A 25,397-nucleotide genomic window follows, 5' to 3' on the forward strand; every position below is an offset into this window, starting at 1 on the left:
GGCGTCCAAACAAAGAGTCTGAAGATTACTGGCGGATGTCAAGACCCGTGATCAGACCGGGATCGTTTCGCGATCGCAGCGGCCCCGGCGACAGATGGGGGTACGGTCGGCGCGGGGGCCGGTGGCCAGCCGCCCGGCCAGGGCGAACGCCTGGATCAGGGCGAGGGTTGAGCATCGCATGATCGACGGGTCACGCGAACCGCACTGTCACCTCTCCGATGCCCGGAAAGACGGCCCGCCAGGTGCCCGGACCCTGCACGCTCTGGTTGCAGAACGATCCCGTGATCACCCGTTGGCCGGCTTCGAGTCCGCGGCCGTACCGGTGCAGCAGCGCGCAGAGGCGCGACAGCGACAGGAACGGGTCGTCCATGGCATCGCCGGGGGTCCGGGTGGCGACCAGGGTGTCGTCGTGCCACAGTTCGGCCGTGGTCCCCGTGAGGGCGGACCGCACGGGCACCTCCGGGCCGACCACGATGCCCCAGTTGCCCAGGCCGTCGGCGATGGTGGTGGCGTCGTCCGCCTGCGCACTCAGCCGGCGTTCGTTCAGTTCGAACGCCGGCGCGACCGCCCGCACGGCGGACCTCGCGGCTGCCGGATCGATGTGGTCGCCGCGCAACGGCGCGCCGAGCACGAGGCACAGCTCCGGCTCCAGGTAGCACGACCTGATCCGGTCATGGCCGAGCACGTCCCCCGAGCCGAGCGTACGGCTCTCCAGGAGATATCCGAACGGCCGGAAGCCCTTCCCCATCACGTCTCGACGCGGGCCGGAGGTGAGTCCCACCTTCCAGCCGGCCAGTCGCTCGCCTGCGGCCACCAGCCGGTCGAGGACGGCCAACTGCAGGCCCAGTGCCTCGTGGACGTCGTGAGTGGCGGCGGTCGCGCCGGGGCCGGCGACGCCGTTCAGTCTCGCCTCGGCGAAGGCCCTCACCAGTTGCTCGTCGTACACGTCGTGTCCTCTGTCGGGTCTGCGGCGACCGGCTTTCACCGCCTTCGGCCGGCAACGGGAGCGGGGAGGGACGGACCGCCCGTCCCTCCCCGCTGCCGACGTCAGGCCGGCCGTCGGCAGATCGCCGAGTTGCGCCGGGCGCGGATCAGAGCCAGCCGGGCACGACGAAGATGAGCCACGTGACGATGGGGATGATCACCACCATGCTGAAGCCCCAGCGCATGAGGCCCTTGTAGACGTACTCCCGCTGTTCGTCGGTCGCGTTGGCGACGGTGAGCGCACCGCTCGTCGAGTACGGGCTCGAGTCGACGATGGACGACGAGAGCGCCAGAGCGGTGATCAGTCCGACCGCCCCGACGGCGTTGCTGCCGGTCAGGAACGGTACGGCGAGCGGAATCAGGGCGCCGAGGATGCCGGTCGTCGAGGCGAACGCGGACACCGCACCGCCGATGAAGCAGATGACGAGTGCGGCCATCAACGGGGCACCGATGGTGGCGACCTCCTGACCGAGCCAGTCGATCGTGCCGATGCTCTGCATGACGCCGACGTACATGACGATGCCGCAGACGAGCAGCACGGTGGGCCAGGCGACGTGGTTGACGGCGTTCTTGGCCGACTCCGGTGAGAGCAGGGTGAGGATCGCGGCCACGGTGACGGCGACCATGCCGACGTTGAGGTCGAAGAAGAGCGCGGCGACGGCGAGGCCCAGCAGCCCGATCACCGTCATCATCCGGTCCCGGTCCAGCCTGAGCGGCGCCTCCGCCTCGGCCGGCACGGTCGTGGTGGTGGTGGCGGCTCCCCCCGACGACCTGGTCGCCTGGGCGGGCACGGGCGAAGGGGCCGACCCCGCGGCGACCGCGACGGCGCCGCCGGCCGGACGGGCGCTGGCAGCGTCTTCGTCGGCGAGGCTGACGCCGGAGTCCGAGGCTCCCTCCGTGGCGGGGTCGGCGGCCGGCTCCGCGCGCCGGTCCCTCGTCGTACCGGTGCGGGTGGCGCTGACCAGGTCCGCTTCGTCGATTGTGCCGGTGCCGGTGTCGAGGGCCCGGCGGGTGAGCAGTTCGCGGCCGCCCCACATGAAGTACGCGACGAGGCTGATGGCGAGGTTGACGAGGAACGAGGCCAGGAAGAGCAGGGTCGGGTTGCCCGGCAGCCCCGCCTTCTCGACCACACCGTTGGTGATGCTGCCGAAGATGCTGATCGGCGAGAAGCCGCCGGCACTGGCCCCGTTGATGATCAGCAGGCCCATCATGAGCGGGTTGATCTTGTACCGCCTCGCGAAGCCCAAGCCGATCGGGGCGATGATCGCCACCGCCGCCGGGACCACGGCCCCGATCGCGGTGAGGCAGGCGGTCACCAGGAACATGATCCACGGGATCAGGCCGACCCGGCCGCCGACCAGTCGGACCGCGGTCTGGATGAGCCAGTCGACCGTGCCGTTGGCCTTCGCGATGGCGAACAGGTACGTGACGCCGACGAGGATGACGAACAGATCGCCAGGGAAACCGGCGAAGACGGCATCGGTCTTCTCGCCAAGGTCCTCCCCGTCGAGGACAGAGATGCCGACGATGAAGGCGGCGACGATCGCGAGCGCGCCGAGGTTCACCGGTCGGATCGTGGCTATCACGAAGATGAGGGCTAGGACGAGGATCGAGACGAGCTCTACCGACATGGGAGCCTCCCGGGTGAGGGGTCGGAGGTCAGCGGGATGGTGGGGCAGGAGCCGTGCCAGCCGGCAACTCGGTCTACTTCGGGCGGTGCGCCGTCTGCCTCCCTCGGACTCGAGCAGGCAGATGTCCGTCCCGCTTGGACGGGCGGAGAAGACATCTGGACGGACGCGTCCCAGTGGCGGGAACCGGGGGCTGCACCCGCCGCGGCACGGACCGCATAACACGGACCTGTTTCCGCAATGCGAAAATCAAATTTCGTTCTCGGGAGTATGTGCTATGTCACATCGACCGTCAAGACCACCGACCGGTCGGCCCGTGAACCCGTCCAGCCGGGACAGACCGCGGCGGCCCGCCGGACGGTCGGATGCTTGCGCTCTCCCGGCCGTTCGTTGATACGGTCTCCGTTATGCGGTAGACAACTTCCGCATGGCGGACTTTGTTACCTGAGAGGCAGCCTCGGTATGACCCCCACCGGCCGTCACTTCCTCCAGATCCCGGGCCCCACCAACACGCCGGACCGGGTGCTACGCGCCATGGCCGCGCCCACCATCGACCACCGCGGCCCCCAGTTCGCCGAGCTCGCACTGGAGGTGCTCGAGGCCGTCAAGCCGGTCTTCGGCACCACGCAGCCCGTCGTCATCTATCCGGCGTCGGGCACCGGCGCCTGGGAGGCTGCCCTGGCCAACACCCTCAGTCCCGGGGACCGCGTGGTGTGCTTCGAGACGGGCCACTTCGCGACGTTGTGGCGGGAGATGGCGCGCAGACTCGACCTCGAGGTCGACCTCGTGCCCGGCGACTGGCGGCACGGCGTCGACCCGCAGACGGTCGCCGACAAGCTGCGCGACGACACCGGCCACCGCATCAGGGCCGTCCTGGTCGTACACAACGAGACCTCGACCGGCGTGACTAGCCGGGTCGCCGAGGTGCGGAAGGCGATCGACTCGACCGGCCACCCGGCACTGCTGCTCGTCGACACCATCTCGTCGCTGGGATCCATCGAGTACCAGCACGACGCGTGGGGCGTCGACGTCACGGTGGCCGGCTCCCAGAAGGGGCTGATGCTGCCGCCCGGGCTCAGCTTCAACGCGGTCAGCCAGAAGGCACTGGACGCGTCGAAGAGCGCGCGGCTGCACCGGTCGTTCTGGGACTGGCAGCCGATCATCGAGGCCAACAAGCGCGGCTTCTTCCCCTACACGCCGGCCACCAACCTGCTCTATGGGCTGCGGGAGGCGCTGCGCATGCTCGACGAGGAAGGCCTGGCCAACGTGTACGCCCGCCACCAGCGGCACGCCGAGGCGACCCGACTGGCGGTCCGCGGCTGGGGCCTCGAGGTGCTCTGCGCGGACGAGCGCGAGCATTCGGGATCGCTGACCGGCGTCATCGTCCCCGACGGGTACGACGCCGACAAGATCCGTGCCGTCATCCTGGACCGGTACAACATGTCGCTGGGCGCCGGTCTCGGCAAGCTCGCCGGACGGATCTTCCGGATCGGCCATCTGGGTGACTTCAACGACCTGATGCTCGCGGGCACCCTCGCCGGCGTTCAGCTGGGCCTCGTCGCGGCCGGGGTTCCGATCGACACCACCGGGATCAACGCGGCCCTCGACCGCCTGCAACGCCCCTGAGCCGCCCCGGATCTCGCCCTCGCCCGGTCCACAGAGGAGGCCAGTAACCGTGACCATCAGTGACGATCGCGTCGACCGGGACGTCGAGGAGCTCGGCCGGGACCTTGCCCGGGACCTCGAGCGCGCCCTCGACGGCGAGACCGGCTTCGACGCGTACACCCGCCATCTGTTCTCCCGGGACGCGAGCATGTACGCCATCCAACCGATCGGCGTGGTGTTCCCGCGGCACGCGGACGACGTCGCGGCGGCCGTCTCACTGGCCGGGAGGTACGGCGTACCGGTGGTCCCACGCGGCGGTGGCACGAGCCTCGCCGGGCAGACGATCGGCCCCGGCCTGGTGCTCGACCTGTCCCGGCACATGCACCGCATCCTGGACATCGACGCGGCCGCCCGGGTGGCGCGGGTGCAACCCGGAGTCGTGCAGGACCAGCTCAACCGTGCGGCCGCCGCGCACGGCCTGATGTTCGGGCCGGACACGTCCACCAGCAACCGCGCCACCATCGGTGGGATGCTCGGCAACAACTCCGCCGGCAGCGGGTCCGTCCGCTACGGGATGACGATCGATCACATCCGCGAACTCGACGTCGTGCTCGCCGACGCCTCCCGGGCCCGCTTCGCCCCGCTGGATCCGGCGGAGCGGACCCGTCGCGCCGCCCTGCGGACGCTGGAGGGGAGCCTCTACCGGCAGTTGCCGCACCTGCTGGAGACGTATGCGGGCGCCATCTCGAAGGACTTCCCGGCGTACTGGCGACGGGCCTGCGGCTACCGCCTGGACCGGCTCGCCGGCGACCCGTCGTTCAACCTCGCCCCGTTCGTCGTCGGGTCGGAGGGAACCCTCGTGATCGCGACCGAGGCCCTCGTGGACCTCGTGCCCAAGCCACGCCGGACGGTGATCGCGGTCGGCCACTTCACGTCGGTCCTCGGCGCCATCGAGGCGACCGAGGACGCCCTGGCCTGCGACCCGGCGGCGGTCGAGATGATGGACCGCACCATCCTCGACCTGTCCCGACAGAAGATCGAGTACGCCGACCTCGGGCGGACCCTCGAAGGCGACCCCGAGGCGCTGCTCTTCGTCTCCTTCAGCGGGGACGACGAGCGCCAACTCGTCGGTCAGCTCGATCGCCTGGCCGCGCTGTGGAGCAGGCACGGCCACGGGTATCACACGCTGCGCGCCGAGACGGCCCAGCAGCAGGCCCCGTTGCTCAAGGTGCGCAAGTCCAGCCTCGGCCTGCTGATGGCCGCCGGCAGCGGGACCCGGCGTCCGCTCGCGTTCGTCGAGGACACCGCGGTCGACCCGAAGCACCTCGCCGACTACACCAGACGCTTCCGGGAGGTGCTCGACCGACACGGCCTCCAGGCCGGCTTCTACGGGCACTGCTCGGTCGGTTGCCTGCACATCCGGCCGTTCGTGGACGTCAGCAGACCCGAGCAGGTCCGCGCGATGCGCGCGGTCGCGGAAGAGATCAAGGATCTTGTCCGGGAGTACGGCGGGGTCAACTCCAGCGAGCACGGCGACGGCCTGGCCCGCAGCGAGTTCAACCGGGAGATCTTCGGCGAAGAGCTGTACGAGGCGATGCGCACCGTCAAGGGCATCTTCGACCCGGAGAATCTCATGAACCCGGGCAAGATCGTCGACGCCCCGTCGATGACCGAGAACCTGCGTGACGCCGCGCTCCCCCCGGCGCCGCCGATCAGGACGCGGTTGACCTTCGACGTTGTCGGGGGCATGCGGGGGGCCGCGGACCGGTGCATGAACATCGGGCTGTGCCGCAAGAGCGAGACCGGTGCCATGTGTCCGTCGTACATGGCGACCCGGCAGGAGGAGCATGCCACCCGGGGACGGGCGAACGCACTGGTCAAGGCGCTCTCCGAGCCGGACCCCGCGGCGGCGCTCGGTGACGAGCGGCTGCACGAGATCCTCGACCTGTGTCTGATGTGCAAGGCGTGCAAGAGCGAGTGTCCGCTCGGGGTGGACATGGCGTCGCTCAAGGCCGAGGCCCTCGCACAGCACCACGACGTCCACGGCGTACCGCTGCGCTCGCGGCTCTTCGGCGCCATCCGGCTGCTCAACCGCCTTGGCTCGGCCGTGGCGCCGCTGTCCAACCTGCCCGGCCGTGTCCGGCCGCTGCGCGGGCTGATGGACCGAGCCGCCGGCATCACGCCGAACCGTCCGCTGCCCGCCTTCCAACGGCGCAACCTCGTCCGCTGGTTCCGCCGCCACGCCCGCTCGGTGGACGGGACGCCACCGCTGGGCGAGGTGACCCTGCTCGCCGACTCCTTCACCACCTTCACGGAGCCGGGAATCGGTCGGGCAGCGGTGGAGCTGCTGGAAGCCGCCGGCTGGACGGTCCGGCTGGAGAGCGGGGGATGTTGCGGTCGCGCCAGCTTCTCCAAGGGCCTGCTCGACGACGCCAGAAGGAAGGCAGGGTCGCTGGCCAGAAGGTTGGTCCGCTCGTCGACGCCCGGATCTCCGATCGTCGGGTGCGAGCCCTCGTGCATCCTGACCCTGCGCGACGAACACCGGCAACTGCTTCCCGACGACCCTGACGTGCGGGATGTCTCCGGCCGGGTGCGTCAGGTCGAGGAACTGCTGGTCGAGGCCATCGACTCCGGCCGGCTGCGGCTCGCCGAGTCGGAGCTGTCCGGCCGACGCATCCTCTACCACGGGCACTGCCATCAGAAGGCCGAGGTCGGTACGGCCGCCACCGTGGCGTTGCTGCGCCGCATCCCCGGCGTCGAGGTGGTCGAGCTGGACGCCGGATGCTGCGGGATGGCGGGTTCGTTCGGGTTCGAGTCCGAGCACTACGAGCTGTCGATGGCGGTGGGCAACGACCGGCTCTTTCCGGCCGTCCGGGCGGAGCCGGCCGACACCGTGGTGGCTGCCACCGGCGTGTCCTGCCGTCAGCAGATCCGGCACGGCACGCAGCGGGTCGCCCGGCATCCACTCGAGCTGGTCCGCCAGTCGTTGGCCGCGAGCTGACCATCGGCAGCCGCTGACCCAGGTGCCGGCCGATGACCGGAGGGTGGGCGCAACGGCGCGTTCCCGGTGCGGCCCCGGCGGCGCTGCTGTCGCAGCCCCGCCGGGGTTCAGCTGCTGCTCATGCTTACTTCTCGGAGGAAACCTGGTACGCGGGAAGGGTGAGGAAGTCGGCATAGTCGTCGGCCAGAGCGACCTCGAGGACCAGCTTCCGGGCCTGGGCGAACCGCTCCTCGTCGAACTGCTCCTTCCCCAGGGCGTCGCAGATCTTGGCCAGCTCCTTGTCGAGAATGCGCTCGACCAGCTCGCCCGTGACGGTCGTACCGGTGTCGAGCTCGACGTCGTTGTGCACCCACTGCCAGATCTGCGACCGGGCGATCTCGGCGGTCGCCGCGTCCTCCATCAAATTGTTGATGGCCACCGCGCCGTTGCCGGCCAACCACGAGGCGAGGTACTGCACCGCGACGCTGATGTTGTTGCGCAGCCCGGCCTCGGTGACGGCGCCGGGGGTGCTTCGCACGTCGAGCAACTGGTCCGCGGTGACCGAGACCTCCTCGCGCAGCCGGTCGAGCTGGTTCGGCCGGCCGCCGAGCACCCGGTCGAAGACCTCCTGGCAGATGGGCACCAGGTCGGGGTGCGCGACCCACGAACCGTCGAAGCCGTCGCCGGCCTCCCGCTCCTTGTCCTCGCGGACCTTCGCCAGCGCCAGCTGGTTGACCTGCGGATCACGTCGGCTGGGGATGAAGGCCGCCATCCCGCCGATCGCGAACGCCCCGCGCTTGTGGCAGGTGCGCACCAGCAGTTCGGTGTAGGCGCGCATGAAGGGGGCCGTCATCGTCACCGAGTTCCGGTCCGGCAGCACGAAGTCGGCGCCGGAGTCGCGGAAGTACTTGATGATGCTGAACAGGTAGTCCCACCGGCCGGCGTTGAGGCCCGACGCGTGCTCCCGCAGCTCGTAGAGGATCTCCTCCATCTCGAACGCCGCCGGCATCGTCTCGATCAGCACGGTCGCGCGGATCGTGCCGTGGGCGATGCCGAGCCGCTGCTGCGCGAAGGTGAACACCTCGTTCCACAGCCGCGCCTCGAGGTGGCTCTCCATCTTCGGCAGGTAGAAGTACGGGCCACTGCCCCGGCGCAGGAGTTCCTCGGCGTTGTGGAAGAAGTACAGGCCGAAGTCGACCAGGGCGCCCACGACCGGCCTGCCGTCGACGAGCAGATGGCTCTCGTCGAAGTGCCAGCCGCGCGGTCGCACCACGATCGTCGCGAGTCGCCCGTCCTCGCGCAGCGCGTACTCCCGGCCGTCCGGGGAGGCGAAGGAGATCGCCCGGCGCACCGCGTCGTACAGGTTGATCTGCCCGCCCACGACGTTGCCCCAGTGGGGCGTGTTCGCGTCCTCGAGATCGGCGAGCCAGACCCGGGCGCCGGAGTTGAGAGCGTTGATCGTCATCTTGCGCTCGGTCGGTCCGGTGATCTCCACCCGGCGGTCCCGCAGGTCGCCAGGGGCTGGAGCGACGGTCCACGCGGTCTCCCGCACCTCCCGCGTCTCGGGCAGGAAGTCGAACCGGTGGCTGCGGGCGACGGCGTCCCGGCGCTGGCGGCGCAGGTCGAGCAACTCGTCGCGGCGGACGCCGAACAGCTCCTGCAGCTCTGCGACGAAGGCCAGCGCCTCGGGGGTGAGAATCTCGTCGCCGCGCGCCACCGGGCCGCCGGTCACGTCGATCTCGGGCATCCGGATCACCTTCTCCTGTCTCCCGCGGCCGATCTGGCCGAAGTCTTCGGCGCGGCACGAGCCGACCCCGCCGGGCGCCGATCCGCGCCCTTCATCATTGTGGATAATAATTTCCGCTTTACGGAAGTCAAGGGGAAGGTCGCGCGGAGGAGCCCCGGTCACGCCGGATAGACTTCTGCGATGCGGAAACAGCGCCGCGTGGCCGGTGACCCTCCCAGGCGCATCCGGGCGAAGGAGGATCTGAGTGACCGAGTCGAACCTGGACCTGGCTGGCGACGGCCCGCAGCCGAAAGGTCGGGTGCCCGGTGGCGTCCAGTCGCTGGAAAGAGCCTTCGAGCTGCTCGAAATCATGGCGGACGCCGGAGGCGTGATCGGACTGTCCCGGCTCGCCCAGGAGTCCGGGCTTGCGCTGCCCACCATCCACCGGCTGATCCGTACCCTGGTCGACCTCGGCTACGTCCGCCAGGAGCCGTCCCGGCAGTACTCCCTGGGCCCCCGCCTGATCCGGCTCGGCGACAGCGCGAGCCACCTGCTGGGCACCTGGTCCCGGCCGTACCTGTCCCGACTCGTCGACGCCCTCGGCGAGAGCGCGAACCTCGCGATGCTGGACGGTGATCGCGTCGTGTACGTGGCGCAGGTCCAGTCCAGGCAGTCGATGCGGATGTTCACCGAGGTCGGACGGCGCGTCTACCCGCACTGCACAGCCGTGGGCAAGGCCCTGCTCGCCCACCTGTCGCCGAGCGACGTGCATACGCTCCTCGAGCGCACCGGCATGCCGGCCCAGACCGAGCACACCATCACCGAACCACGCCGGTTCGCCGAGGAGATCGACCGGGTACGGGCCCAGGGCTACGCCATGGACGACGGCGAGCAGGAGATCGGCGTGCGCTGTGTCGCCGTACCGGTGCTCGGTATCGCGAACCGGCTGGCCGTCTCGGTCTCCGGGCCGGCGCCACGCATGACGCCCGACGTGGTCGAGCGGGCCGTACCGCTGCTGCGTCAGGCCGCCGAGGACCTGGCCGACGAACTCAGCGTTCCCCGTTCCGCGGGACCGGATCGCATCGCCGGCTGACGCCCGGCCCGGTTGTCAGAGCAGGGCTGTCGCCGCGGCGTGCGCGCGGGCCCGCTCGAGGTACCCCGCGGCGTCGCGCACGATGCCCACGCGTTCCGCCTCGGAAAGGTGACGCCGCACCCGCGCGGGCAGACCCGCGACCAGCGAGCCGGGCGGGACCACCGCCCCCTCCAGCACGACCGCGCCGGCGGCGACCAGTGAGCCGGAGCCGATCCGGGCGCCGTTGAGGACGACGGCTCCCATGCCGATCAGGACGTCGTCCTCGATGGTGCAGCCGTGCAGCACGGCGCGGTGCCCGACGGAGACCCCCGAACCCACCACTGTCGGAAAGTCCGGGTCGGCGTGCACGACGCAACCGTCCTGGATGTTGCTGCCGGCGCCGATGCTGATGTCCTCGGTGTCGGCGCGCAGCACGCAGCCGTACCAGACGCTGGCACCGGCCGCCAGCCGGACGGAGCCGACGATGGTGCAGCCCGGCGCCGCCCAGGCCTCGGGATGGATGTTCGGCGTGCGGTCACCGAAGTGGACGACCAGCGCTTGAGTGCTCACGATCGGGGCGCCTCCAGTCCAAGGGCAGTGTCGGAGCGGGACCGGCCGAGCCGTTCCAGCCAGGCCTCCGCCTCGGCCGAGCGGCCGCTGAGCGAGTGGCCGAGTTCGAGGACGAAGGTGTGCTGCCCATGGTCGGTGAGCATCTCGAGGACCTCCTGCGGATTCCCGCGCTCCAGGGTCGCCAGGATCGCGCGGTGCCGTTCGACGATTCCCCACAGCCCCTCGCCGGCCACCCTGGCCCGCTGGTTCATGCCCATGCAGAGCCGCATCTGCAGAGACAGGGAGCGGTAGGACTCCTCGAGCCGGCGGTGGCCGGCCAACCCCACCACGGCCAGATGGAAGTCGAACGCGCGATCCGTGACCGTCGCGGCGTCGCCGGCCCGGGCGGCGTCCTCCAGGTCACGTAGCGCCGCCCGGCAGCGCTCGAGACGATCCGGCGATCGCACGGGTACGCCGAGCTCGACCGCCATCCGCTCAAGCTGATCGCGGAGCGTGAAGATCTCGTACACGTCGTGCAGGTTGATCGGGACGACGATCACCCCGCGCCGGGGCTGCTGGACGAGCAGGCCCTCCTGCTCCAGCACGCGCAACGCCTCGCGCAACGGCGGCCGGGACACACCGAGCTGGTGGGTGAGCTGGTTCTCCACCACGCGGTCACCCGGCTGCAACTCGCCGGTGAGGATCATCTTCCGCACGGCGTCCGCGGCGAGCCGCGCCATGCTCGGCGGAGGCGCGATCCGGCGGGCCGCCTCGTCCGGCATCGTCACCGTCGTCCTCTCCGCCATCGGAACTCCTCGCCACGGGCCTTGTCTTCTGTAGACAACGGTGAACTCTACCGGTAGCTTTCCCATCCGAACACCCTGTGCTCTCCCGTGCGGCACGGGTTGTCCCGCGATCACGTACCGGCGCCGATCACCCGGAGGCAGGTCGATGACCAACGAACGCACGCCGCCCCTGACCGGAGTGACCGTGTTGGAGATCGGGGCGTTCATGGCGGCGCCGTTCGCCGCCCTGCAACTCGCCGACCTCGGGGCGAAGGTCATCAAGGTCGAGCACTCGACCGGCGGTGACCCCGTACGCCAGACCGGTCCGTTCCTCGGGACGGAGAGCTCGCCGTTCGTGCGCATCAACCGCAACAAGCGCTCGGTCGCCCTGGACCTCAAGTCGCCGGACGCGCGGTCGGCGTTCCTCCGACTGGTCGAGCGGGCCGACGTCCTCGTCGAGAACCTCCGCCCCGGCGCCATGCGCCGTCTCGGTCTCGGTTACCAGGACCTGCGGGAGATCAACCCCCGCCTGGTGTACGCCTCCGGCTCCGGCTGGGGGCAGGACGGGCCGCTCGCGAATCTGCCGGGGTTGGACATCATGGCGCAGGCGCGTAGCGGGCTGATGAGCATCACCGGCCACCCCGGCGGTCCACCGGCGAAGGTGGGCGTGCCGATCTGCGACCTGGTCTGCGGCCTCTACCTGGCGCTCGCGGTCACCGCCGCGCTCAGGGAACGGGACCGCTCCGGAACGGGGCAGCACATCGACGTTTCGCTGTTCGAGGCCGGGGTGTCCTTCGCCGTCTGGGAGGCGGGAAAGTACTTCGCAACCGGCGAGGTGGGTGGCCCGATGGGCTCGGCGCACCAGAGCAACGCTCCGTACCAGGCGGTGCACAGCAGCGACGGCTACGTGACGATCGGCGCCACCACCCCCCGCAACTGGCAGGCGTTCTGTGACGCCCTCGGGCTGACCCGGCTGCTCGCGGACCCGCGCTACGCGGACGCGTTCTCCCGGCTGGAGAACCGCGCGGAGCTGATCAAGAGCATCGAAACCGTGACGAGCACGATGAGCACGGCGGAGATCATCGAGCGGCTCAACAAGGCCGGCGTGCCGTGCGCCCCGATCGCCGACTACGGCGAGGTCTTCACCGACGAGCACCTCGCGGCCCGCGGCTTCTTCTGGGACGCCCCGCACCCGACCCTGGGGTCGGTGCGCCAACTCGGCTCGCCGATGCGCATGTCCGAGACCCCGGTTCAGCGCGCGGGCGCGGGTCCCGTCCTCGGCGCCGACACCCGGGAGGTGCTGCTCGCCGCCGGTTGCAGCGCGGCGGAGATCGATCACCTCGTCGCCTCCGGCGCCGCCCTGGCCGACGACGTCGGCGGCGCCACGACCACGAGCTCCGCCACGACAACGACGACCAGGAGGTAGGCAATGCCCTCGTCGCCCGATTCCCGCTCCGAGGTCCTGGTGGAAAAGCAGGGCCCGGCCCTCGCCGTGACCTTCAACCGACCCCGGCAGCGCAACGCGATGACGTGGGCGATGTACGACGGCCTGTACCAGGCGTGTGAACGGGCCGACGCGGACGACGATGTGCGGGTGCTCGTGCTGCGCGGGGCGGGCGAGGACGCCTTCGTCGCCGGCACCGACATCAGACAGTTCGCGGACTTCACCGGCGGCGCCGACGGGGTCGAATACGAGCGGAAGATCACGCGGGTGCTGGACCGGCTGGAGGACGTCAACGTGCCGACGGTCGCGGCCATCCGTGGCTACTGCGTCGGCGCGGGCCTGGCGATCGCCGCCGTGTGCGACCTACGACTTGCCACCCCCGACGCGCGGTTCGGGATCCCCATCGCCAGGACCCTGGGAAACTGCCTGTCGATGCCCACCTATGCGCTGCTGCTGCACCACCTCGGGCCGGCCCGTACCCTGGATCTGCTGCTCAACGCGAAGTTCTACTCCGGTCGGGAGGCGCACGCGGCGGGCTTCGTGGCCGAGTCCACGGAGGATCTCGACAAGGCCGTCCAGCAGACCGTCGACCGCCTGGCCGGGCATGCCCCGCTGACCATGTGGGCGACGAAGGAGGCGATCCGACGGCTACGCCGGAGCCGCGCCGACGGCGACGACATCGTCTCCCGCGTCTACGGCAGCGACGACTTCCGAGCCGCCGTCCGGGCCTTCACGGCCAAGCAGCCGACGACATGGACCGGACGGTGACCACGATGCGACGAGGGAGCGGAGAAGTGCTGCTGCCGGCCTTGTCCGGGGCGTTCGGTGACGACGCGGACGCGATCCGGGTCGGGGACCAGCGGGCGTCCCGGGAAGCGGTGCTGTCCGCCGCCACCGCCCTCGCCGACCGCATCGCCGGCAGCGACGCGGTGGCGATCTGGGCGACCGCCAGCATGGAGACCGTGGTGGCGGTCGTGGCCGGCCTGCTCGCCGGGGTGCCCGTCGTACCGGTGCCACCGGACTCCGGCCCCACCGAACGGGACTACCTGCTGCGCGACTCGGCCGCCTCGCTGCTGCTCGTCCCCCCGGCCAGCTACGGCACCGCGCCGCTGGCAGGTACGCGAGTCCCCGTCGCCGCCGTCGACCTGACCGGACGCTCGGCCACCAGCTATCCCGAACCCGCGCCGGAGAGCACCGCGCTGATCCTCTACACCTCCGGCACCACGGGAGCGCCGAAGGGAGCCCTCATCCCACGGCAGGCGATCGCCGCCGACCTGGACGCGCTCGCGGACGCATGGTCGTGGACCCCCGACGATCTGTTGGTGCACGGCCTCCCCCTGTTCCACGTGCACGGCCTCGTGCTCGGTGTACTGGGAGCACTTCGGGTCGGGTCCCGGCTGGCCCACACCGCCCGGCCCAGGCCGGACGCCTACGCCGCCGCCGCCGGAACCCTGTACTTCGGCGTGCCGACCGTGTGGTCCAGGGTCTGCGCCGAGCCGTCCGCCGCCCGAGCCCTGTCGTCGGCCCGGCTGCTGGTCTCCGGCAGCGCACCGCTGCCGCTGCCCGTCTTCGAGCAGCTCGCCGAGCTCACCGGACAGCCGCCCGTCGAGCGCTACGGGATGACCGAAACGCTGATCACCGTCAGCAGTCGCGCGGACGGAGAACGCCGGCCCGGGTTCGTCGGCACGCGACTCGCCGGGGTGGAGAGCAGGCTGGTCGGCGAGGACGGCACCCCGGTCGCGCCCGACGGTGAGACCCCGGGCGAACTCCAGATACGTGGACCGATGATGTTCAGCGGGTACCTCAACCGGCCGGAGGCCAACCGGGAGTCGTTCACTTCCGACGGCTGGTTCCGTACCGGGGACATCGCCACCATCGACCCCGACGGGTGGCACCGGATCATCGGCCGCGCCTCCATCGACATGATCAAGAGTGGCGGGTACCGGATCGGCGCCGGCGAGGTGGAGAATGCGCTGCTCGCCCACCCCGCGGTCCGGGAGGCCGCGGTGATCGGCGCGCCCCACCCCGACCTCGGGCAACAGGTGGTCGCCTACGTGGTCGCCGACGCGGTGACCGAGGCGCAGCTCATCGAGTTCGTGGCCGGTCGGATCTCCGCGCACAAGCGCCCGCGGCAGGTCCATCTGGTCGAGCAACTACCTCGCAACGCGATGGGCAAGGTGCAGAAGAAGCTGCTCGCCGGCGGGTGAAAGCTCGTCGGCGACGTCCCGGTTCGGGCCGCACTTCACACCCGTCGCGCGGCCGGTCATGACGGCACGGTCACGGAGATGTGTGCCCACGTCTGGGTGAACCAGAGCTCGTCGTCCACGGTCAGCGGGCGCAGGCCGGTCGGAGCGCGGCCGGAGAGCTCTTCGGACAGCTCCTGCTCGATCTGACGAGCGACGTCGCCAGCTGTACCCGCCTGCTCGAGCCAGGGACGAAGCGGACGCTCGACGTCGAAGACGTCGGACGTCTCGACCGCCGCCCCGGCCGACGTGAGCAGCCGGACGATGGCGTCGGCACCGAGCATCGCTCCGTGGGACGGGTCGCGCAGCCGCTCCACCCGGTCGGGGTCGCCAGGCAGCTCCGGCTTGATCACCATGTCGGCAACCACCACCCGCCCGCCGGCGCGGCACACCCGTACCATCTCGGCCGCGACCTTGTCCGGCTCGGCCACGTGGTGCAGGGAGAACCTGGAGATCACCAGCGAGAACGAACCGTCGAGGAAGGGCAGTCGCGCCGCGTCGCCCCGTTGGAACACCACGTTGGACACGCCTTCGGCGTCGGCCCGCGCCTTGCCCGTCTCCAGCATTTCGGGAGTGGCGTCAAGCGCGGTCACGTGCCGGGTACGCACGGCGAGCGCGCGGGCGACCAGTCCGGTGCCGCAGGCGACGTCCAGGCAGACGTCCTCTGGCTCCGGCCTCGCGAAGTCGACGAGGCGCTGAAGATGCCGGGTGAAGGCGCCGTTGAGGCGGGCGTCCTCGAAGCTGCCAGCCTGCCGGGCGAACTCCCGCAGGATCAGGTCATGGCGTACCACGTCGTTGTCCCTTGACCGCATCGCAGGCGCTTCCTTACCAGCCGGAACGAGACCGAAGACGTCAACGGTACCGGGGCTCACCAGTTCCAGCCCCGGCGCCACGGCGTCAACGCGATGGGGCAGAAGGCCGGATCAGCTGGTGACGGCGGTCCGGTCGATGAGCGGGCCCAGCGTGACGGACTCGTCCACGCCACGGCCGACGACCAAAGCGCGGAAGCGCTCCGCGAGCCGGTCCGCGAAGGACCGCGCCATGGCTTCGTGGACGTAGAACCGGTTGGCGGCCGTGCACGCCTCACCGTTGTTGCGCAGCTTAGCCTCCATCGGCTCGTCCATCGCGTGGTCGTGGTCCTCGAACGACTGACAACGAGCGTGGTCGGGCGGCACCCCGGTGCCGCCCGACGGCTTGTTCTAGTTGCTGCCCTCGTCGTGCGGGACGGTGACGGTGACCGTGCAGCCGACCGGTCGGCCGATCTCGTCGTGGCCGGCGTACGTCAGGTTGTACATCCGGTCCCCGCCGTCTCCGGCCCGTTCCGCCCGTAGCCTGCCGCTCGTGTCCGGCGCGCCGATGGCAAAGCCACTGACGTCCGCGGCGTCACCCCCGGTCACGCCGGTCAGGGTGAACGCCCTCGGGCCGAGCACACCGTCGCGCAGGTCCACCGTCACGGTGACGTCGACCAGTTCGTGGTTCGGCGGCCACAGGACCGGTCGGTCCACCGCACAGTCCAGCTGCCGCACCGGCACCGGGTTGGCGAGGGCTGCGGTAGCGTGCCCGATGGTCGCGGTGAGTCGGCCGCCGGCCTCGTAGTACATGTGCGCGGTATGGCCGTCGAAGTAGAACGTCGGCGCGGCCGATCGGCCGAGGTCGGGCCCACCGGGCATCGAGTCGTGCACGATGCCGAGGTGGATCTCCTGGTCGAAGTCTGCTCCGACGTCCACCGCGTGCATGTTGCCGTCGGCAGCGTGGTAGATCACCAGGTTGCGGTCGTTCCAGCGCAGGAAGAACGGCCCTGAGGCGTTCGGGCCTTCGATGCCCTGCGGGGTCACGATCGGTTCGGGTTGGATCGTCCAGGTCCGCGCGTCGTTCGAGACCGCCCAGCGGATCCGCCGGGACACCGGCCCGGTCGGTCCGGGCAGCGCCGCGGTGGGATTGTCCATGAAGAGCATCAGGTACCGGGTGCCCAGGCGCGGCACGGATTGCTCGAACACCCGGGCGTAGGAGGTTTCCCCGCCGGTCGTGTCGTCCCGGCTGACCGCAGTGCCGCCGTAGCTGAAGTGAATGCCGTCGTCGGAGGTGGCGTAGCGGGTGATGGAGTTCTCGCCGTGGAAATAGAGGAACAGCTTGCGCTCGCCCTCGATCCACACCGCGTGTGGTGAGGAGACGTGGCTGACCGTGGAGTAGTGCGGCAGCCAGGTGTTGCCGATCAGCGGGTTGGCGGCGTACTCGGTCCACGGACCGTCGATCGAGTCGGAGTACGCGAGGGCGATCCCGCCGGGACGCTCATGGGGGGCGTAGTACAGGTAGTAGGCGCCGAGCGGGTTCGGGAAGTAGTCGGCGGCCCGGATGACACTCGGGAAGATGAACTCGTTGGTCGGATTGTAGGCGAGCGTGCTCTTGTCGAACGCGGTACCGGCGTAGGTGAAGTGCGGGAAGTCGAGTGCCGCGTCGGCGGTGGCGGGTGCGGTGCCGCCGACGGCGGCGGCGAGCAGGCCCACACCGGCCGCGGCCAGGGCGGCCCGTCGGCGCGGTGAACCGGATGCTCTCGTCATGTCAGCCTTCCTGTGCTGTTCGATGGTGGGAGCGTTCCACCGTGGACGGTGCGGGACGGGCAGCCACACAGGGTGACCGTCGGGGGAAGGGTGGCGCGGCCGTCGTCGATTCGAGACGACCGATCGACGATGCTAATACGTATTAGCATCAATACCTCTCGAATCTAGCCGCCCACCGGGCGGTCCTGTCAAGAGGCGTGGTGCCGGCGGCCGACCGACCGGCACAACGATGCCGCAGCTCACCGCCCCCGCGCCCCTAATGCGCATTAGTTCAGGGAGTTCATCTCGCCGAAATCTCGCTGACAGCTCTTGACACCACACCGCCGGGCGGCCAGGCTACCTGCCAACGCCGCTGGCTAATACGCATTAGCCCGACCGGAAGGGCCACGCCGTGACCTCGACCCCCAGACGTGTGACACAGCGTGACATCGCGCGGTTGGCCGGGGTCAGTCAGGCGACGGTCTCCCTGGTGCTCAACAACCGGGCCGACGCCGACGTCCGGATCGCGCTGGAAACCCGCGACCGGGTGCTGCGCGTGATCGCGGAGACCGGCTACGCGGCCGATCCCGTCGCCCGCCGGCTCGCCGCCCGGTTCAACCGGATCATCGGCGTCTTCACCTACGAACCGGCCTTCCCCAGCGGCACCCGGGACTTCTTCCACCCGTTCCTGGTCGGCATCGAGGAGTACGCCGAGCGAGCCGGCTGTGACCTCCTGCTGTTCACCAGCGCACCGGTGGTCGACGGTCGGCGGCGGATCTTCCACCAGGACAACCGGCTGCGGCTGGCCGACGGGTGCATCCTGCTGGGCCGCGAGATCGACGCGGCGGAGCTGCACCGGCTCAACCGCGACGGCTACCCGTACATGGCCGTCGGCCGCCGCGACGACGCAGCCGGACCGGTCCCCTACGTCGGCGCCGACTACGCGAGCGCCGTGGGTCAGCTCGTCGAGTCGGCCGTCGCCCGCGGGCACCGCCGGCTGGCCTACCTGGGCATGGGATCGGCCGCCGAGTCCTCCGAGGACCGCCGGCGTGGCTTCGCCGAGTCGGCGCGGGCCGCGGAAAGCGCCGTCCAGCTCTCCACCGCCGGACGCGACGCCGACGCGGTCCTCGATGACCTGCTCGCCGACCGGACCACCGCCGCCTTCGTCGAGGACTACGCCACCGCGGTGGCGCTGGAGCTGGCCACCCGGAGGCGCGGGCTGAGCGTGCCCGGCGACCTGTCCGTGCTGACCCTCGGCGACCCGACCGTGGCGGTCCCCACGGAGATCGCCTTCACCGGCTTCCACATCCCGCGCGAGGAGATGGGCCGGCAGGCGGTCGAGGTGCTGGCCAGTGTGATCGACGGCAGCTCCAGCGGCCTGCAGCAGCGACTTCTCCCCTGCGAACCCGTCGAGGGCGAGACCCTCGGCACCCCTGATCGGGCGGTCGAGCGCCGCTGAGCGGCGACCGCGCAACTGGAAGGAAGCAAGTGGCAGTTATGCGTGCGGACGTCCTCGTCGTCGGCGGCGGGCTCGGCGGCGTCGCGGCGGCCCTCGCCGTAGCCCGCGCGGGCCGGTCGGTGATCCTGACCGAGGAGTTCGACTGGCTGGGCGGGCAACTCACCAGCCAGGCCGTCCCGCCGGACGAGCACTCCTGGATCGAGCAGTTCGGCGCCACCGCCAGCTACCGGGCCCTGCGCGCCGGGATCCGCGACTACTACCGCCGGCACTACCCGCTGACCGAGCGCTCCCGCGCCTGGACGGACCTCAACCCGGGCGCCGGCTGGGTGAGCCGGCTGTGCCACGAGCCGCGGGTGGCGGTGGCGGTGATCGAGGAGATGCTGGCGCCGCACCGGGCCTCCGGCCGGCTGACCGTGCTCCAGCCGTACCGGCCGGTCGCGGTGGCCACCGACGGGGACGGGGTGGTCGGGGTCACCGTGGCGCACCGGGACCGGGACGACCGGATCGAGATCACCGCGCCGTACACGCTGGACGCCACCGAGACCGGTGAGCTGCTGCCGCTGTCCGGCACCGAGTACGTCACCGGCTTCGAGTCGCGCGAGCAGACCGGCGAGCCCAGCGCGCCGGCCGAGGTGCAGCCGATGAACATGCAGGCGGTCTCCGTCTGCTTCGCCCTGGACCACGTCGCCGGCGACCACACCATCGACCGGCCCGCCGGGTACGACTTCTGGCGCGACTACAAGCCCGACTTCTGGGGCGACCGGCTGCTGTCCTGGCGGTCGCCGCACCCGCGCACGCTGGAGATCGTCGAGCGCAGCTTCACCCCGAACCCGGACGACGACCCGTTGGCCGTCAACGCCGACCAGCGGGTCAACCCCGGTGACGGCAACCTGTGGACGTTCCGGCGGATCGCCGCCCGGCGCAACTTCCTCGACGGCACGTACGCCAGCGACATCACCCTGGTCAACTGGCCGATGATCGACTACTTCGAGGCCCCGGTCATCGACGTGCCGAACGCCGCCTGGCACCTGTCCAAGGCCCGCGAACTGTCGTACTCGGTGCTCTACTGGCTGCAGACCGAGGCCCCCCGGCCGGACGGTGGCACCGGCTTCCCCGGGCTGCGGCTGCGCGGCGACGTGACCGGCAGTGCCGACGGCCTGGCCCAGGCCCCGTACATCCGCGAGTCGCGGCGGATCCGCGCCGAGTACACCGTGGTCGAGCAGGACCTGTCCCTGGCCGTACGCGGCGAGCACGGCGCGGTCAGCTACCCGGACTCCATCGGCGTCGGGATGTACCGGATCGACCTGCACCCGTCGACCGGCGGCGACAACTACATCGACGTCGGTTCCTGCCCGTTCGAGATCCCGCTCGGTGCGCTGATCCCGCAGCGGGTGGAGAACCTGCTTCCGGCCGGCAAGAACATCGGCACCACGCACATCACCAATGGCAGCTACCGGCTGCACCCGGTCGAGTGGAACGTCGGGGAGGTCGCCGGCCTGCTCGCCGACTTCTGTCTGGCGCGGGGCGAGTCTCCGCGCGCGGTCCGCAACACCCCCCGTCTGCTGGCCGACTTCTCGGACCGCGTCACCGCGGCCGGCGTGGAACCGCGCTGGCCACGGATCGCGGGCTACTGAACCACCACCCCCGGTAGAGGAGAACATGGTGACAAGAGGAAAGGGTCCGCGCGGCGTGGCCGTGGCACTGACCGCGGCGCTGGCGCTGGCCGGCTGCGGTGGCGGCGAGAAGGCCGGCTCGGACGGTCCCGCGAACCTGCGGATGACCATCTGGTCGGCCAACGAGGCGCACCTCAAGCTGTTCAACGAGATCGCCGACGAATACAAGAAGAGCCACCCGGACGTCGGGACGATCACCTTCGACCCGCTGCCGTTCGACAGCTACACCACCACGCTGACCACCCAGATCGCCGGCGGCAACGCCCCCGACCTGGCCTGGATCTTCGAGAACTCGGCCCCCGACTTCGTCGCCTCCGGCGCGCTGCGGCCGCTGGACGACACGCTGAAGTCCACCGCGGAGTACGGCTACGACGACCTGTCCCCGGCCACCCGCAAGCTCTGGCAGAACGACGGCAAGCTGTACGCGTACCCATTCTCGACCTCGCCGTTCGGGATCTTCGTCAACACCGACCTGCTCAAGAAGGCCGGTCAGAAGACCCCGGCCGAGCTGATCGCCGCGGGTCAGTGGACCTGGGACGCCGCGCTGGCCGCCGCCTCCGCGAGCCAGGCGAAGACCGGCAAGGCGGGGCTGGTGATCCGCGACTTCGACTACAAGGGCTGGGACAACCTGTCCACCTTCTGGACCGGCTGGGGCGCCCGGGCGTGGAGCGAGGACGGGAAGACGTGCGGCTTCAACGCGCCGGAGATGGCCGACGCGATGACCACCCTGCACAAGGCGATCTTCACCGACAAGGCGCTGCCCGGACCCGGCACCACCGCCGACTTCTTCGCCGGTGACGCGGCCATGACGGTCACCCAGATCTCCCGCGCCTCGCTGCTGAAGGACGGTGGCTTCGGCTGGGACCTGGTCCCGCTGCCGGCCGGCCCGAAGGGGAACTACGCGGTGATCGGCCAGGCCGGCATCGGAGTGCTGAAGAAGAGCCCGCACGCCAAGGCCGCCGCGGACTTCCTCGCCTTCCTGACCAACCCCACCAACTCGGCGAAGCTGGCCCAGTTCTTCCCGCCGCCCCGGCAGTCGCTGCTGACCGCCGAAACGCTCGCGAAGACCAACCCGAAGCTCAAGCCGGAGCAGCTCCAGAAGGTCGTCATCGACGGCATCACCAGCGGCGTGGTCAAGCCCAGCCACGCCGGGCAGGCCGAGCTGAGCCAGCAGGTACGCGCCGGACTGGACCCGCTGTGGCAGCCGAACGCGGACGTCAAGGCGGTGCTGGACGGCGTCTGCGCCAAGATCCAGCCGCTGCTGGCGAAGTAACCATGTCCCGGACGGACACCAGGGTGGGTCGGGTCGAGGCCCGGCCCACCCCGGCCCGGTCACGGCCGTACTGGACCGCCCGCCGCCGCGACCAGCTCACCGGCTACCTGTTCATCGCCCCGCAACTGCTCGGCAGCGTCGTCTTCGTGATCCTGCCGCTGCTCCTAGTCGTCTGGTACAGCCTGCACGAGTGGAACGTGCTCGCCGACACCTTCGACTTCGTGGGCGCCGACAACTACACCGCCCTCGCCGACGATCCCAACCTCGGCCCGGTGCTGCGGGCCACCGGACTCTTCTCCGTCGGCCTGGTGGTATTCAACCTCAGCCTGGCGTTGCTGCTCGCCGTCCTGCTCAACCAGAAGCTGCAGGGCACCATCGTCTTCCGCACCCTGTTCTTCTCCCCCGTGGTCGTCTCCCTGGTCGCCTGGACCATCGTGTGGGGCTTCCTGCTGCAGGACAACGGCGGACTGAACGGCCTGCTCGACACGATCGGCGTGGACGGGCCCAACTGGCTGCGTGGCGAGGGCACCGCAATGCTGTCGGTCATCGTGGTGCAGGTGTTCAAGAACGTCGGCCTGAACATGGTGCTGTTCCTGGCCGCGCTCCAAGGCGTACCGGCGGAGCTGTACGAGGCCGCCGAGGTGGACGGGGCGAGCCGGATGCGCCAGTTCTGGCGGATCACCGTGCCGCTGATCAGCCCGACGATCCTGCTCACCTCGATCATCACTGTGGTCGGCTCGCTGCAGGTCTTCGCGCAGATCGCGGTGCTCACCCAGGGCGGACCCGGCACCTCGACCACGGTGCTCGTCTACTACCTCTACCAGCAGGCATTCCAGTTCCACCACTTTGGCTACGGCGCCACGCTGTCGATCGTGCTGTTCGTCATCGTGCTCGCGCTCACCGTGCTGCAGTGGCAGATGCGCAAGAGATGGGTCTTCCATGAATCGTGACCTGTCGCCCCGAACCAAGCTGGCGCTCTACGGGGCGCTGCTGATCCTGGCGATCCCGTTCGTCTTCCCGACCTGGTGGATGGTCACCTCGTCGTTGAAGCCGGTGGCGGACATCTTCGCTTTCCCGCCGCAGCTCCTGCCGGTCAACCCGCGGCTCGATGCCTACCGGCGGGTGTTCGAGTTGCAGCCGTTCGGCCGGCAGTACCTCAACAGCCTCTACATCGCGCTGGTGGTCACGCTTGGCACCCTGGGCGTGTCGGCACTGGCCGGGTACGCCTTCGCGCGCATCCGGTTTCGCGGCCAGAACCTTTTGTTCCTGGTCGTCCTCGCGGGCCTGCTCATCCCCAGCGAGGTGACGATCGTGCCGCTGTTCCAGATGTTCTTCAAGCTTGGCCTGGTCAACACCCACTGGCCGCTGATCCTGGTACCGATCTTCGGCGCGCCGAGCGTGTTGGCGACGTTCATCATGCGGCAGTTCTTCATCAGCCTTCCCGGCGAGTTGGAGGAGGCGGCCCGGGTCGACGGGCTTGGCCGCTTTGCCACCTTCTGGAAGATCGCGCTGCCGCTGTCGCGCCCCGCACTGGGCGCGGTGGCCATCTTCACCTTCCTGCACAGCTGGAATCTCTACCTGGAACCGATCGTGTTCCTCTCCTCCCCGGAGAAGTTCACCCTGCCTCAGGCGCTCACCCAGTTCGTCGACGCCTACGGCGGTCCGATGTGGGACGTCCAACTCGCTGCGGCGTCGATGACCGCGCTGCCGGTCCTGGTGGTCTTCGTCATCGCCCAGAAGCAGTTCGTCGAGGGCCTCGCGCACGCCGGTCTCAAAGGATGACGGCATCGGCACCCCTGATCGGCCTCGACATCGGCGGCACCAAGACGGCGGCGGCCCTGATCGGCCCTGACGGGGACGTGCTCGAGCGCCGTCAGGTGCCCACGCCCGCCCGGTCGGGGCCCGAGGCCGTGCTGGACGCCGCCGCGCTGCTGGCCGCGGACCTGCTCGACGCGGCCGGTAGCGGACCGGTCGGGGTAGGCACCGCCGGCACGGTCGACCCGGCGACCGGCACCATCCGGTATGCCACCGACAGCCTGCCCGGCTGGACCGGCACTCCTGTCGCCCACGCCCTGGCCGAGCGCCTCGCCCGCCCCGTTCTGGTCACCAACGACGTGAACGCCGCCGCGCTGGGCGAATGCTGGTCCGGCGCGGGGCGGGCCAGGACACACCTGCTGCTTGTCTCGATCGGCACCGGCCTGGGCGCGGCAATCATCCGTAACGGCCGCATCGAGGCCGGCGCTCGCGGCGGCGCCGGCGAGGTGGGCCACCTGCCGGTCCCGAGTGCCGAACGGTTGCGCTGCGGGTGTGGCCGGTACGGGCACCTGGAGGCGATCGCCTCAGGCAGGGGGCTGTCCGCCGCGTACGTCGTGGAGACCGGCGCGCGCGTCACCGGACAGGCCGTAGCGCAACGCGCGGCGGCGGGGGACGCCGTCGCGCAGCAGGTCCTGGACCGGGCCGGCACTGTCCTCGGCACGGCCCTGGCGGGGTTGGTGGCCCTGCTCGATCCGCAGGCCGTCCTGGTGGCGGGTGGTGCGGCCGGCGCCCTGCTGCCCGCCGCGTCGGCCGCCTACTCGGCCGAACTGCCGGCCGGATGGGCCGACGTGCCTCTGCTGCCAGCCGCCCTCGGAGCCGACGCGGTCGTGGTAGGCGCGGTCCGCCTGGCCATGACACACACCGGTGAGCAGTGACGGTGCGAGCCGTCCCGGCACCGACGAAGGGACCAGACAGGTGAGTGTGCTCGACGACCTGGCCGGCGGGCTGGTGGTGTCCTGCCAGCCGCTGCCCGACGAGCCGGATGACCCGATGCGGGACCCGTACGTTCAGGGCCGGGTGGCCGCCGCGGTGGTGCGGGGCGGCGCGGTGGCGGTCCGGGCCAACGGACCGGCCGACATCAGGGCTATCCGTGCCGTGCTCGACGTGCCGGTGATCGGGTTGTATAAGCACGGCACGGATGACATCTTCATCACCCCGACGGCGGCCCACGCGCTCGAGGTGGCCTGGGCCGGGGCAGACATCATCGCTGTCGACGCCACCGACCGTCCCCGTCCAGACGGGCGAAGCTTCGCCGACACGGTCCGGACGATCCGCGAGCGGACCGACGCACTGGTCCTGGCCGACGTCTCCACCACGGCAGAGGGCGTCGCCGCCGTCAAGGCAGGTGCAGACGCGGTCGCCACCACGCTGTCCGGCTACACCCTGGCCAGCCCCCAGACTGACGGGCCCGACCTAGGGCTCGTGGCGCGACTCGTCGCACTGCTACCGGTTCCGGTGATCGCCGAAGGGCGGTACCGCACCAAGGAGCAGATCGGCCGGGCCTTCGAGGCGGGTGCGCACGCGGTGGTGATGGGCAACGCCGTCACCTCACCGCTGTGGATCACCCGCCGGCTCGTGCCGGCCACCCCCCGCGCGGCGAGCGCCCCGAAAAAGAGGGAGTGAG

General features: G+C 70.4%; 21 protein-coding genes. 13 read left to right on the forward strand and 8 right to left on the reverse strand.

Annotated elements, in window-relative coordinates; all coding sequences use genetic code 11:
* Positions 1-190 precede the first annotated feature (190 nt).
* Both DKT69_RS28150 and DKT69_RS28155 read right to left on the reverse strand, forming a co-directional pair.
* Complete coding sequence (locus DKT69_RS28150) at positions 191-946, reverse strand: 2-keto-4-pentenoate hydratase (RefSeq protein ID WP_109804500.1); 756 nt, start codon at positions 944-946, stop codon at positions 191-193.
* Between the two features lie 145 nt (positions 947-1,091).
* Positions 1,092-2,615, reverse strand: a complete 1,524-nt coding sequence (locus DKT69_RS28155; protein ID WP_109804501.1) for an SLC13 family permease — start codon at positions 2,613-2,615, stop codon at positions 1,092-1,094.
* A gap of 459 nt (positions 2,616-3,074) precedes the next feature.
* Between DKT69_RS28155 and DKT69_RS28160 the strand changes: the two genes are divergently transcribed.
* Both DKT69_RS28160 and DKT69_RS28165 read left to right on the forward strand, forming a co-directional pair.
* The gene (locus tag DKT69_RS28160) at positions 3,075-4,238 is read left to right on the forward strand and encodes a pyridoxal-phosphate-dependent aminotransferase family protein (RefSeq protein WP_109804502.1); all 1,164 of its coding nucleotides are present in this window, start codon (positions 3,075-3,077) and stop codon (positions 4,236-4,238) included.
* 49 nt (positions 4,239-4,287) lie between these two features.
* Positions 4,288-7,218 (forward strand): FAD-binding and (Fe-S)-binding domain-containing protein, encoded by a 2,931-nt coding sequence (locus DKT69_RS28165; RefSeq protein WP_201749903.1) that lies wholly within the window; start codon positions 4,288-4,290, stop codon positions 7,216-7,218.
* 124 nt (positions 7,219-7,342) lie between these two features.
* Here DKT69_RS28165 and aceB read toward each other — a convergent pair whose 3' ends face one another.
* Positions 7,343-8,944 (reverse strand): malate synthase A, encoded by a 1,602-nt coding sequence (gene aceB, locus DKT69_RS28170; protein ID WP_109804548.1) that lies wholly within the window; start codon positions 8,942-8,944, stop codon positions 7,343-7,345.
* Positions 8,945-9,188: 244 nt separating this feature from the next.
* Here aceB and DKT69_RS28175 point away from each other — a divergent pair, with 244 nt between their 5' ends.
* On the forward strand, positions 9,189-10,016 hold the full coding sequence (locus DKT69_RS28175; RefSeq protein WP_304598701.1) for an IclR family transcriptional regulator: 828 nt from the start codon (positions 9,189-9,191) through the stop codon (positions 10,014-10,016).
* Between the two features lie 15 nt (positions 10,017-10,031).
* On the opposite strand, the gene DKT69_RS28180 is transcribed toward DKT69_RS28175, so the two are convergent.
* Both DKT69_RS28180 and DKT69_RS28185 read right to left on the reverse strand, forming a co-directional pair.
* Entirely contained in the window at positions 10,032-10,565 is a 534-nt protein-coding gene (locus DKT69_RS28180; RefSeq protein ID WP_109804503.1) for a gamma carbonic anhydrase family protein, read from the reverse strand.
* Positions 10,562-11,350 carry a GntR family transcriptional regulator gene (locus DKT69_RS28185; RefSeq protein WP_109804504.1) on the reverse strand — a complete coding sequence of 263 codons (789 nt, stop codon included), beginning with the start codon at positions 11,348-11,350 and terminating at the stop codon, positions 10,562-10,564. The genes DKT69_RS28180 and DKT69_RS28185 overlap by 4 nt, the downstream gene beginning before the upstream one ends.
* 145 nt (positions 11,351-11,495) lie before the next feature.
* Between DKT69_RS28185 and DKT69_RS28190 the strand changes: the two genes are divergently transcribed.
* The 3 genes from DKT69_RS28190 to DKT69_RS28200 are packed head-to-tail and all read left to right on the forward strand — an operon-like array spanning position 11,496 to position 14,980.
* Complete coding sequence (locus tag DKT69_RS28190) at positions 11,496-12,755, forward strand: CaiB/BaiF CoA transferase family protein (protein ID WP_109804505.1); 1,260 nt, start codon at positions 11,496-11,498, stop codon at positions 12,753-12,755.
* A gap of 3 nt (positions 12,756-12,758) precedes the next feature.
* The gene (locus DKT69_RS28195) at positions 12,759-13,541 is read left to right on the forward strand and encodes an enoyl-CoA hydratase/isomerase family protein (RefSeq protein WP_109804506.1); all 783 of its coding nucleotides are present in this window, start codon (positions 12,759-12,761) and stop codon (positions 13,539-13,541) included.
* A gap of 26 nt (positions 13,542-13,567) precedes the next feature.
* Positions 13,568-14,980: an acyl-CoA synthetase gene (locus tag DKT69_RS28200; protein WP_255420234.1), complete on the forward strand. Its 1,413-nt coding sequence runs from the start codon at positions 13,568-13,570 to the stop codon at positions 14,978-14,980.
* Between the two features lie 56 nt (positions 14,981-15,036).
* Here DKT69_RS28200 and DKT69_RS28205 read toward each other — a convergent pair whose 3' ends face one another.
* From DKT69_RS28205 to DKT69_RS28215, 3 genes are all read right to left on the reverse strand, one after another.
* A complete protein-coding gene (locus DKT69_RS28205; RefSeq protein WP_109804507.1) occupies positions 15,037-15,828 on the reverse strand; it encodes a class I SAM-dependent methyltransferase in 792 nt (263 codons plus the stop codon).
* A gap of 111 nt (positions 15,829-15,939) precedes the next feature.
* The gene (locus DKT69_RS28210) at positions 15,940-16,191 is read right to left on the reverse strand and encodes an aldehyde dehydrogenase family protein (RefSeq protein WP_255420235.1); all 252 of its coding nucleotides are present in this window, start codon (positions 16,189-16,191) and stop codon (positions 15,940-15,942) included.
* 24 nt (positions 16,192-16,215) lie between these two features.
* Positions 16,216-17,574, reverse strand: a complete 1,359-nt coding sequence (locus DKT69_RS28215) for a glycoside hydrolase family protein (RefSeq protein WP_201749904.1) — start codon at positions 17,572-17,574, stop codon at positions 16,216-16,218.
* Positions 17,575-17,986: 412 nt separating this feature from the next.
* Between DKT69_RS28215 and DKT69_RS28220 the strand changes: the two genes are divergently transcribed.
* The 7 genes from DKT69_RS28220 to DKT69_RS28250 are packed head-to-tail and all read left to right on the forward strand — an operon-like array spanning position 17,987 to position 25,396.
* Entirely contained in the window at positions 17,987-19,012 is a 1,026-nt protein-coding gene (locus DKT69_RS28220; protein ID WP_236648404.1) for a LacI family DNA-binding transcriptional regulator, read from the forward strand.
* 38 nt (positions 19,013-19,050) lie between these two features.
* Positions 19,051-20,646, forward strand: coding sequence for an FAD-dependent oxidoreductase (locus DKT69_RS28225; RefSeq protein WP_109804510.1), 1,596 nt, complete (start codon positions 19,051-19,053; stop codon positions 20,644-20,646).
* A 55-nt stretch (positions 20,647-20,701) separates the two neighbouring features.
* Complete coding sequence (locus DKT69_RS28230; protein WP_236648405.1) at positions 20,702-21,958, forward strand: ABC transporter substrate-binding protein; 1,257 nt, start codon at positions 20,702-20,704, stop codon at positions 21,956-21,958.
* Positions 21,959-21,960: 2 nt separating this feature from the next.
* Positions 21,961-22,908, forward strand: a complete 948-nt coding sequence (locus tag DKT69_RS28235; protein WP_109804512.1) for a carbohydrate ABC transporter permease — start codon at positions 21,961-21,963, stop codon at positions 22,906-22,908.
* Complete coding sequence (locus tag DKT69_RS28240; RefSeq protein ID WP_109804513.1) at positions 22,898-23,740, forward strand: carbohydrate ABC transporter permease; 843 nt, start codon at positions 22,898-22,900, stop codon at positions 23,738-23,740. The genes DKT69_RS28235 and DKT69_RS28240 overlap by 11 nt, the downstream gene beginning before the upstream one ends.
* A complete protein-coding gene (locus tag DKT69_RS28245; protein ID WP_109804514.1) occupies positions 23,737-24,648 on the forward strand; it encodes an ROK family protein in 912 nt (303 codons plus the stop codon). The genes DKT69_RS28240 and DKT69_RS28245 overlap by 4 nt, the downstream gene beginning before the upstream one ends.
* A 40-nt stretch (positions 24,649-24,688) precedes the next feature.
* A complete protein-coding gene (locus tag DKT69_RS28250; RefSeq protein WP_109804515.1) occupies positions 24,689-25,396 on the forward strand; it encodes an N-acetylmannosamine-6-phosphate 2-epimerase in 708 nt (235 codons plus the stop codon).
* The last annotated feature ends 1 nt before the right edge of the window (position 25,397 follow it).

Source organism: Micromonospora sicca (genome assembly GCF_003172935.1).
Lineage (GTDB): Bacteria > Actinomycetota > Actinomycetes > Mycobacteriales > Micromonosporaceae > Micromonospora > Micromonospora sicca.

Coding starts and splice junctions, on each gene's coding strand:
- DKT69_RS28155 (WP_109804501.1), bottom strand. CDS start 2,615: ATGTCGGTAGAGCTCGTCTCGATCCTCGTCCTAGCCCTCATCTTCGTG.
- DKT69_RS28160 (WP_109804502.1), top strand. CDS start 3,075: ATGACCCCCACCGGCCGTCACTTCCTCCAGATCCCGGGCCCCACCAAC.
- aceB (WP_109804548.1), bottom strand. CDS start 8,944: ATGCCCGAGATCGACGTGACCGGCGGCCCGGTGGCGCGCGGCGACGAG.
- DKT69_RS28185 (WP_109804504.1), bottom strand. CDS start 11,350: ATGGCGGAGAGGACGACGGTGACGATGCCGGACGAGGCGGCCCGCCGG.
- DKT69_RS28190 (WP_109804505.1), top strand. CDS start 11,496: ATGACCAACGAACGCACGCCGCCCCTGACCGGAGTGACCGTGTTGGAG.
- DKT69_RS28195 (WP_109804506.1), top strand. CDS start 12,759: ATGCCCTCGTCGCCCGATTCCCGCTCCGAGGTCCTGGTGGAAAAGCAG.
- DKT69_RS28205 (WP_109804507.1), bottom strand. CDS start 15,828: ATGCGGTCAAGGGACAACGACGTGGTACGCCATGACCTGATCCTGCGG.
- DKT69_RS28215 (WP_201749904.1), bottom strand. CDS start 17,574: ATGACGAGAGCATCCGGTTCACCGCGCCGACGGGCCGCCCTGGCCGCG.
- DKT69_RS28225 (WP_109804510.1), top strand. CDS start 19,051: ATGCGTGCGGACGTCCTCGTCGTCGGCGGCGGGCTCGGCGGCGTCGCG.
- DKT69_RS28235 (WP_109804512.1), top strand. CDS start 21,961: ATGTCCCGGACGGACACCAGGGTGGGTCGGGTCGAGGCCCGGCCCACC.
- DKT69_RS28240 (WP_109804513.1), top strand. CDS start 22,898: ATGAATCGTGACCTGTCGCCCCGAACCAAGCTGGCGCTCTACGGGGCG.
- DKT69_RS28245 (WP_109804514.1), top strand. CDS start 23,737: ATGACGGCATCGGCACCCCTGATCGGCCTCGACATCGGCGGCACCAAG.